A 15,050-nucleotide genomic window follows, 5' to 3' on the forward strand; every position below is an offset into this window, starting at 1 on the left:
ACCCGAGAGGACACCATGTCATCCCGCATCCGCTTCGGCGGCGACTACAACCCCGAGCAGTGGCCCGAAGAGATCTGGGACGAGGACGTCGAGATCATGCGCGCCGCGGGCGTCACGACCGCGACTGTCGGCGTCTTCTCCTGGTCGCTGCTGGAGCCGGCGCCCGGGGAGTACGACTTCGGCTGGCTGGACCGGGTGCTCGACCGCCTGCACGCCGGCGGGATCGGGGTCGTGCTCGCCACCGCGACGGCGAGCCCGCCCGCGTGGCTCGCGCGACGGCATCCCGAGTCGCTCCCCGTGACGATCGACGGGGTGCGGCTCGCGTTCGGCTCCCGGCAGCAGTTCAGCCCGAGCTCCTCCGCCTACCGCGAGCACGCCCTGCGTCTCGTGCGCCGGATGGCGCAGCGCTACGGCTCCCACCCGGCGCTGGAGATGTGGCACATCGGCAACGAGTACGGCGCGCACGTGCCCCGCAGCTACGACGAGGAGTCTGCGGCCGCGTTCCGGGCCTGGCTCGTCGCGCGCTACGGCACGATCGAGGAGCTCAACCGTGCGTGGGGAACCGCGTTCTGGTCGCAGCACTACGCCTCCTTCGACGAGGTGGGGGTGCCCTCGCGCACGCCCACGTTCCCCAACCCGACGATGGTGCTCGACTTCGACCGGTTCAGCTCCGATGCGATGCTCGCGCTGCACCGGGCCGAGGCCGACATCCTCCGGGAGCTCACCCCGGACGTGCCGATCACGACCAACTTCATGGGCCCGTTCAAGGACGCGGACTACTGGCAGTGGGCCGAGCACGTCGACATCGTCAGCGACGACCTGTACCCGGACCCTGCCGACCCGCGCCATCACGTGCTCGCCGCGGCCGCGCGCGACCTCATGCGCTCCCTCGGCGGCGGCAAGCCGTGGCTGCTCATGGAGCAGGCGCCCTCCGCGGTCAACTGGCGGCCCCGCAACGCGCCCAAGCCCGCGGGCTACTACCGTGCGCTGTCGCTGCAGGCGCTCACCCGCGGAGCCGACGGCATCCTCCACTTCCAGTGGCGCCAGTCGAAGGCCGGGGCCGAGAAGTTCCACTCGGCGATGCTGCCGCACGGCGGCACCGGCACCCGCGTGCACCGCGAGGTGCGGGCCCTCGGAGCCGAGCTCGCCGAGCTGGGCGACCTGGCCGGCGCCCCCGTGCCGGCGCAGGTCGGCATCCTGTTCGACTGGGACAGCTGGCGCGCGGTCGAGCAGGACGCCGTGCCCGCCGAGCGGGACTACCTCGCGACCGTGCTGGACTGGTACGCAGGCTTCCTGCGTCGCGGGGTCACGGTGGACTTCGTGCGCGCAGGCGCCGACACCTCGGGCTACCGGCTCGTCGTGGCGCCCCTGTTCCACGTGGCCGATGACGCGGCCGTCGCCGAGCTCGCCTCGGTGCCCGCGCGCGGCGACGTGCTCGTGGTCGGCGCCTTCTCCGCCGTCCTGGACGAGAACCTCCACGTGCGCCTCGGCGGGTACCTGGGCGGAGCCGAGGGGCCGCTGCAGGCGGCGCTCGGGGTGACGGTGGACGAGTTCGCACCCCTCGCCGCCGCCGACACGGAGACCGCGATCGGGGGCACCGTCACCGGCGTCGCCCGTGACTGGCAGGAGCTCGTCGTCGTGCACGATGCGGCCGTGCTCGGCAGCTTCGGTGACGGGTTCGCGGCCGGCGGCGCGGCCATCACGCGGCGCGCCGACGAGAGCGGCGGCGCGGGCTGGTACGTCGCGACCGAGCCCGGCGAGGCCCTGCGGGACGACCTCGTCGCGCGCTGGCTCGTGGACGCCGGCATCGAGCCCGGCTTCACCCGCCCGGAGGCGTTCGCCGAGACGGTCGTCCGCGCCGGGCGGCGGCTCGTCGTCAACCACGACGACGTGACGCGAGAGCTCGCGCTGACCGGCGGCACCGTCACGGTCGAGGCGCGCCAGGCCGTGATTCTGCCGGCCGCCGGCGACGATACGGTGTCCTGATGAGCACAGTGCGCCTTCGCGCCGACCGTTCCGTCGGCCCCATCGACTCCCGGCTGTTCGGCGGCTTCGTCGAGCACCTCGGCCGCCACGTCTACGACGGCATCTTCGAGCCCGGGCACCCGGCGGCGGATGCCGAGGGCTTCCGGGAGGACGTCATCGCGCTCGTGCGCGAGCTCGGGGTGACGACGATCCGCTATCCGGGCGGGAACTTCGTCTCCGGGTACCGCTGGGAGGACGGCATCGGCCCGGCCGAGGAGCGTCCCCGCCGACTCGACCTCGCCTGGCGCTCGACCGAGACCAACCGGGTGGGGCTGCACGAGTTCTCGTCCTGGCTCGACAAGGTGGGCAGCGACCTGATGCTCGCGGTCAACCTCGGGACGCGCGGCGTCGCGGAGGCGCTCGACCTGCTCGAGTACGCCAACTCCGCCGCCGACACCGCATGGACCCGTCGCCGGGCCGAGAACGGTCACCCGCAGCCGTTCGGGGTGCGGATGTGGTGCCTCGGCAACGAGATGGACGGGCCGTGGCAGGTCGGCCACCGCAACGCCGAGGACTACGGCAAGCTCGCGTCCCGCACGGCCAAGGCCATGCGCATGCTCGACTCGAGCGTCGAGCTGGTCGCGTGCGGGTCGTCCGCCCGCGACATGCCGACCTTCGGCTCGTGGGAGCGCGAGGTGCTGCGGCACACGTTCGACGACGTCGACTTCATCTCGTGCCACGCGTACTACCAGGAGCGCCACGGCAAGGCGCAGGAGTTCCTCGTCTCCGCGGTCGACACCGACCTGTTCGTCCGCGAGGTGATCGCGGCGGCCGACGAGATCGCCGCCGAGCGCGGCTCGGACAAGCGCATCATGCTCTCGTTCGACGAGTGGAACGTCTGGTACCAGTTCGCCGACGACGGCACCAAGTCGGGCGACCTGGTCTCCGACGACTGGCCCGAGGCGCCGCGCCTGCTGGAGGACGTCTACAACGTCATGGATGCGGTCGTCGTCGGCGATGTGCTCATCACGCTGCTGCAGCACGCGGACCGGGTGCGCTCGGCATCCCTCGCGCAGCTCGTGAACGTGATCGCGCCCATCATGACGGAGCCCGGCGGACCGGCATGGCGCCAGACGACGTTCTTCCCGTTCTCCCTCACCTCGCGGCTCGGCCGCGGGGAGGCGCAGCGGCTCGACCTCGGGGACGTCCCGAGCATCGCGACCGAGCGCTTCGGCGACGTCGCGGCCGTGAACGCCGTCGCGACGACGGATGCCGAGGGCACGAGCGTGTTCCTCGTGAACCGCTCCGCCGGGGAGCCGGCCGATATCGAGATCGACCTGGCCGCGATCGCCGGGGCCGCGGGTCGCACGGTCGCGGAGGCATGGCTCGTGGCCGACGACGACATCCGCGCTCGAAACACACTCGCCGAGCCCGAGCGCGTCGCGCCCGTCGCGCTGGCGGCCGCCCGCGAGGGCGACACGCTGCGCGTCTCGCTGCCCCCCGTGGCCTGGGCGGTCGTCCGCCTGGCGTAGCCCGCGCCCCGGATGCGGGCGGGGCCTTGTGTTACAGGCATGAGTCGGAGACCTCACGCGACCCTCGATCGCGCATGACCACAACGTTCCCTGCGGGTAACGGAGGGGAAATCGTGCTGCGTGCACGCGGTGATTTCCTGAGGACACCCTCATCCTCGAAAGGACATCATGGCACTCGATTTCACACTCAGCGCCGAGCAGCTGGGACTGCGTGAGCAGGCCCGTGCGTTCGCCGAGGGGGTGCTCAGCCAGGTGGCCGACACGGTCGCACCCATCCCCGACCCGCTTGGCCGGTTCCGCGCCCTCAAGCCCTTCTACCAGCAGATGGTCGACGCCGGGTTCGTCAAGGGCCTGATCCCGGAGGAGTACGGCGGCAACCTGTTCAGCAACCTCCAGTTCGCCCTCGCCTGCGAGGAGCTGGCCCGCGTCGATGTCAACGTCGCGTCCGCGATCCTCGGGACCGGACTCGGCGTCTACCCGGTCCTCAAGGGCGGCACGCCGGAGCAGAAGGAGCGGTTCCTGCGCCCCTTCACCGGCTCGGAGCCCCGGCTGGCCGCGATCGCCTACTCGGAGGCCGCGGGAGCCGCGAACTTCGACTTCCCGGACCCGAAGTTCGGCGTGCAGACCTTCGCGGTCCGCGACGGCGACTCCTGGGTGATCAACGGCCTGAAGGCGTGGACCACCAACGCCTCGGGCTGGGACGACGAGGGCGCCGACCTCATCGCCGTCGTCTGTCGCACCGATCCGGAACTTCCGCCGCAGGAGTCGCTCGCGGTCATCATGGTCGAGAAGGGCACGCCCGGCGTCGAGATCATCGGCATCATCGACACGATGGGCCACGTCGCGGCCAACTCCCCGGTCGTCCGCTTCACCGACGTCCGCGTGCCGATCGACAACCTCATCGGCACCCCGGGCGCGGTCGGCATGAACCTCGTGAAGGAGTCGTTCTCGTGGACGTGCTCCAGCATCGGCGCCGCCGCGGTCGGCCGGATGCGGGCCGCCTTCGAGATCGCCTACGAGTTCACCTCGACCGAGAAGCGGGGCGCGTCGCATCCCGTCCTCGAGTTCCAGAACGCGGGATACATGCTCGCCGACATCAAGACGAGGATCGAGGCCGGGCGCTACTTCGCCTGGAAGGCCGCCGACCACTTCGACAAGACCGGCGGCGCGGACCGCGAGCTGTCGAACATGGTCAAGATCTACAACTCCGAGCTGTCGGTGCAGGTGGTCTACGACGCGATGCGCCTGGTCGGGGTGGACTCCTACGGCGACCGTACGAAGCTCGCCCCCATCATGGAGGACGTGCTCTGCTTCCCGGTGTACGACGGGGGCAACATGGGCGTGCGTCGCCGGCACCTGCACGAGATGCTGCTGAACCCGTCCTACGACCCGCTCGCCTCCGCCGAGAACCGGGTCGCGCTGATGCCCACCGGTCGCTGACCGGTGCACGAGAAGCCGGGCACGGGGACCGTTGCGGCTCCCGTGCCCGGCTCTTCGCGGGCGGATCTGCTCGGTCCGCCCGAAGAGGTGGGTGCGCTCAGTCCGTCCGAAGGCGGTAGCCGCGCTTCACGACCGTCTGGATGACGTCGGCGTTGCCCATGGTCTTGCGCAGACGGCTGATCGCGGTGTCGACGCCGTGGTCGTCGAGGACCTCGGGCGTCGCGGCCGACAGCCGTGCGCGCGTCACGGTGCCGCCGTCGGCATCCATCAGCGTCCGCACCAGCGACAGCGCCGTCGGTCCCAGGAGCGCCGTCGTGTCCTGCAGCTCGAGACGGCGCCCCCGCAGCCTCAGCGTGCCGAGCTCCGTCCTGACGCTCCGCTCGCGGCGGAGCAGCTCGTCGCACACGCACCGGATGAGCGCGCCCATCCGGAACCGCTCGGGCACCAGCGGGTCGATGTCGTGCTCCCGCAGCGGCTCGGCCGTGACCGGCCCGACCGCGGCGGCCAGGACCGGGACCGCGCCGGGGACGCCGCGGAAGGCGTCGACGACCGCGGGCAGGCTGTCCGCCGCCGCGGCGGCGTGCAGGAACGCCTCCGCGGCCGGGGCGCTCGTGAAGGTCACGGCGTCCACGCCGCCCTTGGCGACCGCCTGGACGAGCCGGTTCACGCGCGCCTGATCCTCGTGCGTCACCCAGGTGTACGGGCGCGCGCTGAGCACGACAGCGCCGGCCCGTTCGAGCCGGTCGAGCTGGGCCATGTCGGCCACGCCATGGAGCTGGACCGCGATCGTGAGGCCCGCGACGTCCTCGCGCAGCAGCAGGTCGACGAGCGACTCCGTGGTCTCCTGCTCGCCCATCCCGTCGTCGTCCAGACCGGCCGCCCGGATCGCCCCCCGCGCCTTCGGGCCCCGGACGAGGATCCGCGCCCGGTGGCACGTGTCGACGAGGTCGGGGCCGATGCCCGCGGCATCCGCCGCCTCGAACCACCGCCGGATGCCGTAGGAGGTCGTCGCCAGGAGCACGTCGGGTCGAGCCGCGATGATCGCCGCGGTCTCGGCCTCCAGACGCCCGAGGTCCTCGGTGCCGCGCATCCGGATCGTCGGGGCGTGGATGACCTCCGCCCCCCGCCGCTCGAAAGCGGCGATCAGGTCCTCGGAGCGGCGATCGCTCGTGACCCCGACGCGGTAGCCGTCGAGCCGGTCAATGGCCACGGTGCCGCGCAGCAGCTGATCCTGGGTCATCGTCCTCCCGCTTCCCGCGCGGCTTCGAGCACCGCTGCCGCGGGTGCCACTCGCACGACCTCGCCGATGACGATGACAGCCGGCGACTGAGGCCGCTCGCGGGCGAGGTCGAGGGATGCGGATCCCACGGTCGTGACCAGAGTACGCTGCTGCGGCGAGAAGCCGCGCTCCACGACGGCGAGCGGCATCGCGTCGTCCATGCCGTGCCGGCGCAGGCCCGTGACGAGACCGTGCAGGCCGTTGACGCCCATGAGCACGACGATCGTGCCGCCGAGGGCGACGAGCGCGGACAGCTGCGCCTCCTCGAGCGGCACGTGCCCGCTGATGACCGTGAAGCTGCGGGACACCTCCCGATGGGTGACGGGGATGCCGGCCGCGGCGGGGACCGCGATCGCGCTGGAGACGCCCGGCACGACGCGGACCTCGATCCCGGCCTCGTGGCAGGCGGCGGCCTCCTCGCCGCCGCGGCCGAAGACGAACGCGTCGCCGCCCTTCAGGCGCACCACGCGGCGCCCCTCGCGGGCGTGGTGCACGAGCATGTCGTTGATGCGGTCCTGCGGGACGGCGTGGTGCCCCGGGGTCTTCCCGACATCGATCAGCAGCGCCGCCGGGGCGAGCGACGGCAACCGGTCGCGCGGTCCGAGCCGGTCGTACAGCACGACGTCCGCCTCCTGCAGCGCGGCGGCGCCGGCGAGGGTGAGCAGATCCGGGTCCCCCGGGCCGCCGCCGACGAGCGTCACGCTGCCGATCATCGGCCACGCACCGGGATGCGCGTGCCGCTGAGGATCAGACGCTCCGACTCGGTCGCGGGGCGGTGCTGGCCGCGGCCGTCGGGCACGTGCACGACCTCCGGGTCGGGGGCGTCGACGGCGTTGACGAAGGACTGGAAGCGCCGCAGCCGCTCCGGATCGGCGAGCGTGGCCGCCCACTCGTCCTCGTAGTCCTCGACGTGCTGGGCCATGGCCTCTTCCAGTTCTGCGGCGATCCCCAGCGAGTCCTCGCAGACCACCTGGCGGACGTGCTCGAGGCCTCCGGGCAGCTGCTCCTGCCACCGCGCGGTGCGCTGGAGGCGGTCGGCCGTGCGGATGTAGTACATCATGTAGCGGTCGATGTAGCGGATCAGGGTGTCGTCGTCGAGGTTCTGGGCGAGCAGCTCTGCGTGCACCGGGGTCATCCCGCCGTTGCCGCCGACGTACAGGTTCCAGCCGTCCGAGGTGGCGATGACGCCGATGTCCTTCGACCGCGCCTCGGCGCACTCGCGCGCGCAGCCGCTGACGCCGAGCTTGATCTTGTGCGGTGAGCGCAGCCCCCGGTAGCGCAGCTCCAGCCGCACGGCCATCCCGACCGAGTCGAGCACGCCGTATCGGCACCAGGTCGAGCCGACGCAGCTCTTCACCGTGCGCAGGCTCTTGCCGTAGGCCTGGCCCGACTCCATGCCCGCATCGACGAGGCGCTTCCAGATCAGCGGCAGCTGCTCGAGCCGGGCTCCGAACATGTCGATGCGCTGAGCGCCCGTGATCTTCGTGTAGAGGCCGAACTCGGTGGCCACCTCGGCGATGACCGCGAGCTTCTCGGGGGAGATCTCGCCGGCTGGGACGCGGGGGACGACCGAGTACGTCCCGTCCTTCTGGAGGTTCGCGAGCGCGCGGTCGTTCGTGTCCTGGAAGCCGGCCGCGCCGTCGTCGAGGGGGTGCGCGTGCGTCTGGGTCGCCACGATCGAGGCGATGACGGGCTTGCAGATGTCGCATCCGACGCCCCCGTCCACGAACCGCTCCACGATCGTGCCCACGGTCGAGAGCCCGAGAGCACGCACCGACTCGAACAGCTCGACGCGGCTGAGAGTGACGTGCTCGCAGAGCGCCTTGGACACCTCGATGCCGCGGCTGCGCAGCTCCTCGTCCAGCACGGTCTTCACGAGCGGGACGCAGGATCCGCACTGGGTTCCCGCCCGCGAGCACGACTTCAGCCCGGTCAGGTCGTGGCAGCCGTCGGCGACGTGCGCGCGCAGCGCTCCGGCCGTGACGGCATGGCACGTGCAGACCGTGGCCGCATCCGGGATCGCGACCTCCGGCGCGTCGGCGCCCGCCGCCGCGAGGAACGCCGCGGGCTCCGCGGGGAGAGCGTCGCCGACGAACGCGCGCAGGGTCGCGAAGGGCGAGGCGTCGCCGACGAACGCGCCGCCGCGGAGCGTGAGCGCGTCGTCGCCGACGATGAGCTTCTGGTAGATGCCGGCGGCGGCGTTCGCGTAGACGACCTCGAGGTCGTCCACGCCGGGGGTGGGCGATCCCAGCACGGCGACCTGCACGCCGGCGAGCTTGAGCGAGGTCGACTCGTCGGGCGCCGCGTAGACGGCGTCGCCCCCGGTGAGGCGGTCCGCGACGGTCTCGGCCATCGCATTGCCGGGCGCGGCGAGACCGACTGTGCGCCCGTCGAAGGCCGCCACCTCGCCGATCGCCCAGATGCGTGGGACGCTCGTCGCGCACGACGCGTCGATCACGACCCCGCCCTTCGGGTCGATCCGCAGGCCCGCGGCGCGGGCGAGCTCGTCACGGGGCTGGATGCCGATCGCGAAGACCACGAGGTCTGCGTGGAGCTGGGTGCCGTCGGTGAGCGAGACCCCCGTCACGGCCCCGGACGGGCCCACGAGCACCTCGGTCGGGCGCGCGCCGAGCGCCAGCGCGATCGCCTGCGCCCGCAGCAGCTGCTCGAGGATCCGCCCGCCCGCCTCGTCCAGCTGGGCGCTGAGAGGCCAGCGTCCGGAGTGCACCACCGTCACCCGGCACCCCGCATCCGCGACGGATCCGGCCGCCTCGATCCCCAGGAGCCCGCCGCCCACCACGACGACGTTCGGGTCCCGGCCGTGGCGGCGGCGCAGCGTGACGATCTCGTCGCACAGCCCGTCCACGTCCTCGAGGGTGCGCAGCACCCGGCCGCGGTCGGCGTGGGGGATCTCGGGCACGCGCGCGCGTGAGCCGGTGGCGAGCACGAGGTCGTCGAAGGGGATGTGCTCGCCCGCGGTCGTGGTGACGGTGCGGGCGTCGGCGTCGATGGCCGTGACGAGTGTGCCGGGTGCCAGGCGCACGCCCGGCGCGGCCCAGACCGAGCCGTCGCCGAGCGTCAGGTCGACGCCGGCTCCCTCGAAACGCTTGGCGAGGTTGACGCGGTCGTAGGGGGCGTGCGGCTCGTCGCCGAGGACGAGCACGTCGAGGCCGCGTTCCGCCGCGTCCGAGGCGGCGAGCCGGGTGACCAGGTGGTGCGCGGCCGGCCCCGCGCCGACCACGACGACACGGCGGCCCACGGTGGCGGAGATCATGCGGCCCACGCTAGGCGGCGTTCCCGTCTCCGCGGTTACCCGTCGATTTCGGCTCGGTCACGGGGGCCTCACACGCGCGATCGGGCGGTGTGAGGAAAACGTGACGGTGCGGAAACAGAACCTGTCGCGCTGCGGAAACAGCCTCTTCCTAGCCTGGTCACACGATGTCCGAACCGACCACGCTTCCGCAACCCCCGACGTCCGATCCGAGGGCGAGGCGCATGGCCTCCGCGTGGCAGGAGGTCTGCGATCTCGCGGTCCTCGAGCCCGGATGGGGTCGGGCGGCGCTGGTCGGGACGGAGCAGGTCGCCCTCTTCCGTTCCGACGGGGACCAGGTGCTGGCCGTGTCCAACCGCGACCCCAAGACCGGCGCGATGGTCATCTCCCGCGGCATCGTCGGCCGGCGCACGGTCGCCGGCGAGGCGCGCGACACCATCGCGTCGCCGCTGCACAAGGACGTCTTCGACCTGCGGACCGGCGCCTGCTACACGTCGTCCGACTACGTGTTGCCGGTCTGGCGCGCCCGGGTCCATGAGGGGCGCGTGCAGATCGCGCCGCCGGCCGAGCTCGTGCTGGCCTCGCACGGCACCCGCAGCGCCGAGGGTGCGGCGGCGATCTCCGCGCTCACCCGGGCGGTGCGGGCGGAGCTGGCCGGACACGCCGTGCACGACTGCTTCGTCGATGTGCAGGACCCGGATGTGCCGACCGTGCTCGAGGGCGTGGATGCCGACGCCGTCGTCGTGCCGCTGCTGCTGTCCGCGGGGTACCACGTGCACGTCGATCTGGCCGACGCCGCCTCCGGCCACGGCGCGGCTGTCGTGACGCGGGCGCTCGGACCCGACGCCGCCCTGGTCGACGTGCTCGTGCGCCGGCTGCGCGAAGCGGGCTGGGAGGCGACCGACGCGGTCGTGCTCGCCGCCGCGGGCTCCTCGGATCCGCGGGCGGTCGAGGACTGCCGCCGCGCCGCCGCGATGCTGGGCGAGGCGCTCGGCACGGACGTGCTCACCGGGTTCGTGTCGGGGTCCCTGCCGCGGCTCGGCACCGCGATCGCCGAGGCCCGCTCCGGTGGGTCGCGCGTGGCCCTCGCGAGCTATCTCCTGGCGCCGGGAACGTTCCACGGGGAGCTCCTGGCGAGCGGGGCCGACGTCGTGTCGGCGCCGCTGCTGGCGGACGACGAGCCGCCCGCCGAGCTCGTACGGCTGGTGCGGCAGCGCCATGCGGAGGGGCTCGCATCCCTCACCCCCGGGTCGTTCGCCCGGTGAGACGCGGCCTTCGACACGAGACGCGGTGTGTGGACGCGTCTCGTGTCGAAGCCGTTCAGTGTGGTGGTGGTGTTCGGGGTCAGTGTGCGTTTTGGCGGGCTTGCCAGCCGGTGCGGACCATGTCGTCGAGGGTGTGGCGCATTTTCCAGTCGAGGTCGCGGGTGGCGAGGTCGCCGGTGGCGACGATGCGGTCGGGGTCGCCGGGGCGGCGGGGTCCGATCTTGGGGGTGAAGGGGATGCCGGTGACGCGGGCCATGGCGTCCATGATCTCGCGGACGCTGAGGCCGTTTTGGGAGCCGAGGTTGTAGGCGGCTTCGATGGGTGCGCCGGATTGGAGGCGTTGTGCGGCGACGACGTGGGCGGCGGCGATGTCGCCGACGTGGACGTAGTCGCGGACGTTGGTGCCGTCGGGGGTGTTGTAGTCGTCGCCGTTGATCTGGGGGGTTTCGCCGGCGAGGAGTTTCTCGAACACGATGGGGAACAGGTTGTGGGGGCTGGTGTCGTAGACGGTGGGGTCGGCGGAGCCGACGACGTTGAAGTAGCGCAGGGATGTGTGGCGTAGCGGGTGGGGGGTGTCGGTGGTGGCGGTTGCTTGGTCGCGGATGAGCCATTCGCCGATGAGTTTGGATTCGCCGTAGGGGGAGGCGGGTCGTTTGGGGAGGTCTTCGGTGACGAGGGGGACGTCGGGGGTGCCGTAGACGGCGGCGGAGGAGGAGAAGACGATGTTGTGCACTCCGGTCTCGGCCATGGCGGCGAGCACGGTGCGTGTGCCTTCGACGTTCTGTTCGTAGGTGTGGAGGGGGCGTTGTACGGAGACGCCGGCGTATTTGAAGCCGGCGACGTGGATGACGCCGGTGACGTCGTGGTCGCGGAGGGTGGTGGTGAGCAGGTCGCGGTCCAGGATCGTGCCGTGGGTGAAGGGGACGCCGTCGGGGACGAAGTTGGCGTGGCCGCTGGAGAGGTCGTCGATGACGACCGGGGGAAGGCCCGCCGAAGCGAGGGCCCGGACGATGTGCGCACCGATGTAGCCGGCACCGCCGGTGACAAGCCAGGTCATGCCTACATCCTCCCAGGTTCGAGAGGGCTGCCCGTGCCCCGTCGTGCCGGGGTTGTGTGCCGTCGTGCGGGGATCGTGTCCGACACGCCGCCGCACGGGCAGGGAACACGGCGTGTCGGCGACGATCCCCGCGGGAGCGGATATCGACGATCCCCGCGGGAGCGGATATCGACGATCCCCGCGGGAGCGGATGTCGGCGAACGGCCGGATGCGGTGGGCCTACGCTCGGGGCATGCGTCGTGTCGTGCTCGCCCCCGACAGCTTCAAGGGGTCGATCCGAGCGGCGGATGCCGCATCCGCCCTCGCGACGGGCTGGCGGGAGGTCGACCCGACCGCCGACCTCGTGCTGCGTCCGATGGCGGACGGCGGCGAGGGCACGCTCGACGCGTTCGCCGCGGCTGTTCCGGGCGCGCGGCGCATGCCGGTCGTCGTCTCGCCGCCCTGGGGGGACTCGCGCGACGGCGTCGACGCGGCGTGGCTGCTCCTGCCGCCGACGCCCGACGCGCCGCGGGGGACGGGTGTGGTCGAGCTGGCCTCGACATCCGGGATCGAGCTCTTCGGGGACCGGCGTGAGCCGTGGCATGCCTCGACCGTGGGGTTCGGGGAGGCCATCGATGCCGCGCTGACCGCCGGGGTCTCACGCCTCGTGCTCGCGATCGGGTCGAGTGCATCGACCGATGGCGGGGCGGGGATGCTGGCGGCCTTGGGCGCGCGATTCACGACCGAGGGGGACGTCCCCGCGTCGCTGCGGTCGGGCGCGGTCGGGCTGCGGCGGATGACGGGCGTCGATCTGTCGGGACTGCGTCCGCTGCCCCCGGGCGGCGCGACGGTGCTCACGGATGTCGCGGCGCCGCTGTGCGGTCCCGCGGGGGCGGCGGCGGTCTTCGGGCCGCAGAAGGGGTTCGGGCGCGTCGACATCCCGGAGATCGATGCGATCCTCGCCCGTTACGCGGCTCTCTTCGAGGTCGATCCCGCGACGCCCGGCGCGGGGGCCGCGGGCGGCACGGGGTTCGGGCTGCTGGCCTGGGGGGCGTCCCTCGTGCCCGGGGCGGCCGAGGTCGCGCGGCTCATCGGGCTCGCGGATGCCGTCGCCGCGGCCTCCCTCGTCGTCACCGGGGAGGGGGCCTTCGACGGACAGTCCGCCGCAGGCAAGGCTCCGGCCTATGTGTCGGCCGTCGCGGCCGCGCTCGGTGTCCCGGCGGCGCTCGTCGCCGGGAGGATCGACCCGCGTGCCGACACGACGGCGTTTGCGGCATCCGTCTCGCTCACCGAGCTCGCGCGCGCCGCCCTGCCCGGGTCAGCCGGCGCGCCGCCCGGCCCGGCCTCGATCGCGCCCGCGCTCGGGCCGGCCGAGGCCGCGCTGGCCGACCCCGCCCGCTGGCTGCGCGCCGCCGGAGCCGCTCTCGCCCGCGCCCTCAGCTGACCCGCCCCGCCGACCACCGGCTGACCCGCCCCAGCATGTCCCACTTCTAACCGGGTGATGTCCCACTTTCGACCGGATGGGGCGTTCCCCAGCGGTTGAAAGTGGGACATGGTGGGTGGGGGTGGGACATGGGGGGGTGAGGGGGAGGAGGGGTCAGGCGCCGCCGAGAGCCGCGCTCACGACCTCGCGCGCCTGCTCCTGAACCTGGCGCAGGTGCCCTTCGCCGCGCAGCGACTCCGCGTACAGCTTGTACACGTCCTCGGTGCCCGAAGGGCGCGCGGCGAACCACGCATCGGCGGTGACGACCTTGAGCCCGCCGATCGCCGCGCCGTTGCCCGGGGCGTGCGACAGCTTCGCCGTGATCTCCTCGCCGGCGAGCTCCGTCGCGGTCACGGCCTCCGGCGAGAGCTTCGCGAGCGCCGCCTTCTGGGCCGGGGACGCGGGTGCGTCGACGCGCTGATAGACCGAGGCGCCGTAGGTGTCCTCGAGCTCCGCGTAACGCTGCGAGGGCGTCTTGCCGGTGACCGCGAGGATCTCTGCCGCGAGCAGGCACAGCAGGATGCCGTCCTTGTCGGTGGTCCACACCGAGCCGTCCATGCGCAGGAACGATGCCCCCGCCGACTCCTCGCCGCCGAACGCGACGGACCCGTCGAGCAGCCCGGGCACGAACCACTTGAAGCCGACCGGGACCTCGTAGAGCGGGCGTCCGAGAGCCTCGACCACGCGGTCGATGATCATCGACGACACGAGCGTCTTGCCGACGGCGGCGTCGGCGGGCCAGCCCTCGCGGTGCGAGAAGAGGTAGTCGATCGCGACCGCGAGATAGTGGTTCGGGTTCATGAGTCCGGCATCCGGGGTCACGATTCCGTGGCGGTCGGCATCCGCGTCGTTGCCGGTGAGGATGTCGTACTCGTCGCGGCGCGCGACGAGCGCGGCCATCGCGGAGGGCGAGGACGGGTCCATGCGGATCTTCTCGTCCCAGTCGAGCGTCATGAAACGCCAGGTGGGGTCGACATCCGGGTTCACGACCGTGAGATCGAGTCCGTAGTGCTCCGCGATGAGCGCCCAGTACTCGACCGACGCCCCGCCCAGCGGGTCGGCGCCGATGCGGATGCCCGCCTTCTTGATCGCGGCGATGTTGATGATCGAGTCGAGGTCGCGCACGTACGCCTCGCGGAAGTCGTACTCGCCGAGCGCATCGCCGTCGATGTCGGCGTAGCGGGTGCGGGCGACGCCCTCGAGGCCGCCGGCGATGAGCGCGTTGGCGCGGTCCGCGATCCATGAGGTGGCGTCGGTGTCGGCCGGTCCGCCGTGCGGCGGGTTGTACTTGAAGCCGCCGTCGCGGGGCGGGTTGTGCGATGGGGTCACGACGATGCCGTCCGCGCGTCCGGGGTCGGTGGTGTCGCGGTCACGGTTGTAGGTGAGGATCGCGTGGCTGAGCGCGGGGGTGGGCACCCACGAGTCGCGCGCGTCGACGCGCACGTCGACGCCGTTCGCGACGAGCACCTCGATCGCGGTGCGCTCGGCGGGCAGCGACAGGCCGTGAGTGTCGCGGCCGAGGAAGAGGGGACCGGCGATGCCCTGGGCATTGCGGTAGTCGACGATCGCCTGGGTGGTGGCGAGGATGTGGTCCTCGTTGAAGCTCGTGGACAGCGACGAGCCGCGGTGGCCGCTCGTGCCGAACACCACCCGCTGCTCCGGCACGGCCGCATCCGGTTTGCGGTCGTAGTAGGCGGCGATGAGGTCGTCGATGTCGATGAGATCGGATGCTTCGGCGGGCTGTCCTGCGCGGCTCATGCGCCTAGTCTGCCCTGCCGC

Annotated in this window: 10 protein-coding genes; 5 read left to right on the top strand and 5 right to left on the bottom strand. The window is 72.4% G+C overall.

Features of this window, described 5'->3' with window-relative positions; genetic code table 11:
* The first annotated feature begins 15 nt into the window (after positions 1–15).
* The 3 genes from QE381_RS12445 (at position 16) to QE381_RS12455 (ending at position 4,937) form a co-directional block, all read left to right on the top strand.
* Positions 16–1,986, top strand: coding sequence for a beta-galactosidase (locus QE381_RS12445; RefSeq protein ID WP_307218605.1), 1,971 nt, complete (start codon positions 16–18; stop codon positions 1,984–1,986).
* On the top strand, positions 1,986–3,497 hold the full coding sequence (locus tag QE381_RS12450) for an alpha-N-arabinofuranosidase (RefSeq protein ID WP_307218607.1): 1,512 nt from the start codon (positions 1,986–1,988) through the stop codon (positions 3,495–3,497). Before QE381_RS12445 ends, QE381_RS12450 begins: the two co-directional genes overlap by 1 nt.
* A gap of 168 nt (positions 3,498–3,665) precedes the next feature.
* Positions 3,666–4,937 (top strand): acyl-CoA dehydrogenase family protein, encoded by a 1,272-nt coding sequence (locus QE381_RS12455; protein WP_307218609.1) that lies wholly within the window; start codon positions 3,666–3,668, stop codon positions 4,935–4,937.
* A 97-nt stretch (positions 4,938–5,034) separates the two neighbouring features.
* On the opposite strand, the gene QE381_RS12460 is transcribed toward QE381_RS12455, so the two are convergent.
* The 3 genes from QE381_RS12460 to nirB are packed head-to-tail and all read right to left on the bottom strand — an operon-like array spanning position 5,035 to position 9,490.
* The gene (locus QE381_RS12460) at positions 5,035–6,177 is read right to left on the bottom strand and encodes a uroporphyrinogen-III synthase (protein WP_307218611.1); all 1,143 of its coding nucleotides are present in this window, start codon (positions 6,175–6,177) and stop codon (positions 5,035–5,037) included.
* Positions 6,174–6,917, bottom strand: a complete 744-nt coding sequence (gene cobA, locus QE381_RS12465; RefSeq protein ID WP_307218613.1) for a uroporphyrinogen-III C-methyltransferase — start codon at positions 6,915–6,917, stop codon at positions 6,174–6,176. The genes QE381_RS12460 and cobA overlap by 4 nt, the downstream gene beginning before the upstream one ends.
* Before the next feature lie 8 nt (positions 6,918–6,925).
* Positions 6,926–9,490 carry a nitrite reductase large subunit NirB gene (gene nirB / locus QE381_RS12470; RefSeq protein WP_307218615.1) on the bottom strand — a complete coding sequence of 855 codons (2,565 nt, stop codon included), beginning with the start codon at positions 9,488–9,490 and terminating at the stop codon, positions 6,926–6,928.
* A gap of 221 nt (positions 9,491–9,711) precedes the next feature.
* Here nirB and nirD point away from each other — a divergent pair, with 221 nt between their 5' ends.
* Complete coding sequence (nirD, locus tag QE381_RS12475; RefSeq protein ID WP_307218616.1) at positions 9,712–10,752, top strand: nitrite reductase small subunit NirD; 1,041 nt, start codon at positions 9,712–9,714, stop codon at positions 10,750–10,752.
* Between the two features lie 79 nt (positions 10,753–10,831).
* On the opposite strand, the gene galE is transcribed toward nirD, so the two are convergent.
* Positions 10,832–11,809 carry a UDP-glucose 4-epimerase GalE gene (gene galE / locus QE381_RS12480; RefSeq protein ID WP_307218618.1) on the bottom strand — a complete coding sequence of 326 codons (978 nt, stop codon included), beginning with the start codon at positions 11,807–11,809 and terminating at the stop codon, positions 10,832–10,834.
* 232 nt (positions 11,810–12,041) lie between these two features.
* Here galE and QE381_RS12485 point away from each other — a divergent pair, with 232 nt between their 5' ends.
* Positions 12,042–13,232 carry a glycerate kinase gene (locus QE381_RS12485; protein WP_307218619.1) on the top strand — a complete coding sequence of 397 codons (1,191 nt, stop codon included), beginning with the start codon at positions 12,042–12,044 and terminating at the stop codon, positions 13,230–13,232.
* Between the two features lie 153 nt (positions 13,233–13,385).
* Here QE381_RS12485 and pgm read toward each other — a convergent pair whose 3' ends face one another.
* On the bottom strand, positions 13,386–15,029 hold the full coding sequence (gene pgm / locus QE381_RS12490; RefSeq protein ID WP_307218621.1) for a phosphoglucomutase (alpha-D-glucose-1,6-bisphosphate-dependent): 1,644 nt from the start codon (positions 15,027–15,029) through the stop codon (positions 13,386–13,388).
* Positions 15,030–15,050 lie beyond the last annotated feature (21 nt).

This window comes from Microbacterium sp. SORGH_AS_0888 (assembly GCF_030818905.1).
GTDB lineage: Bacteria > Actinomycetota > Actinomycetes > Actinomycetales > Microbacteriaceae > Microbacterium.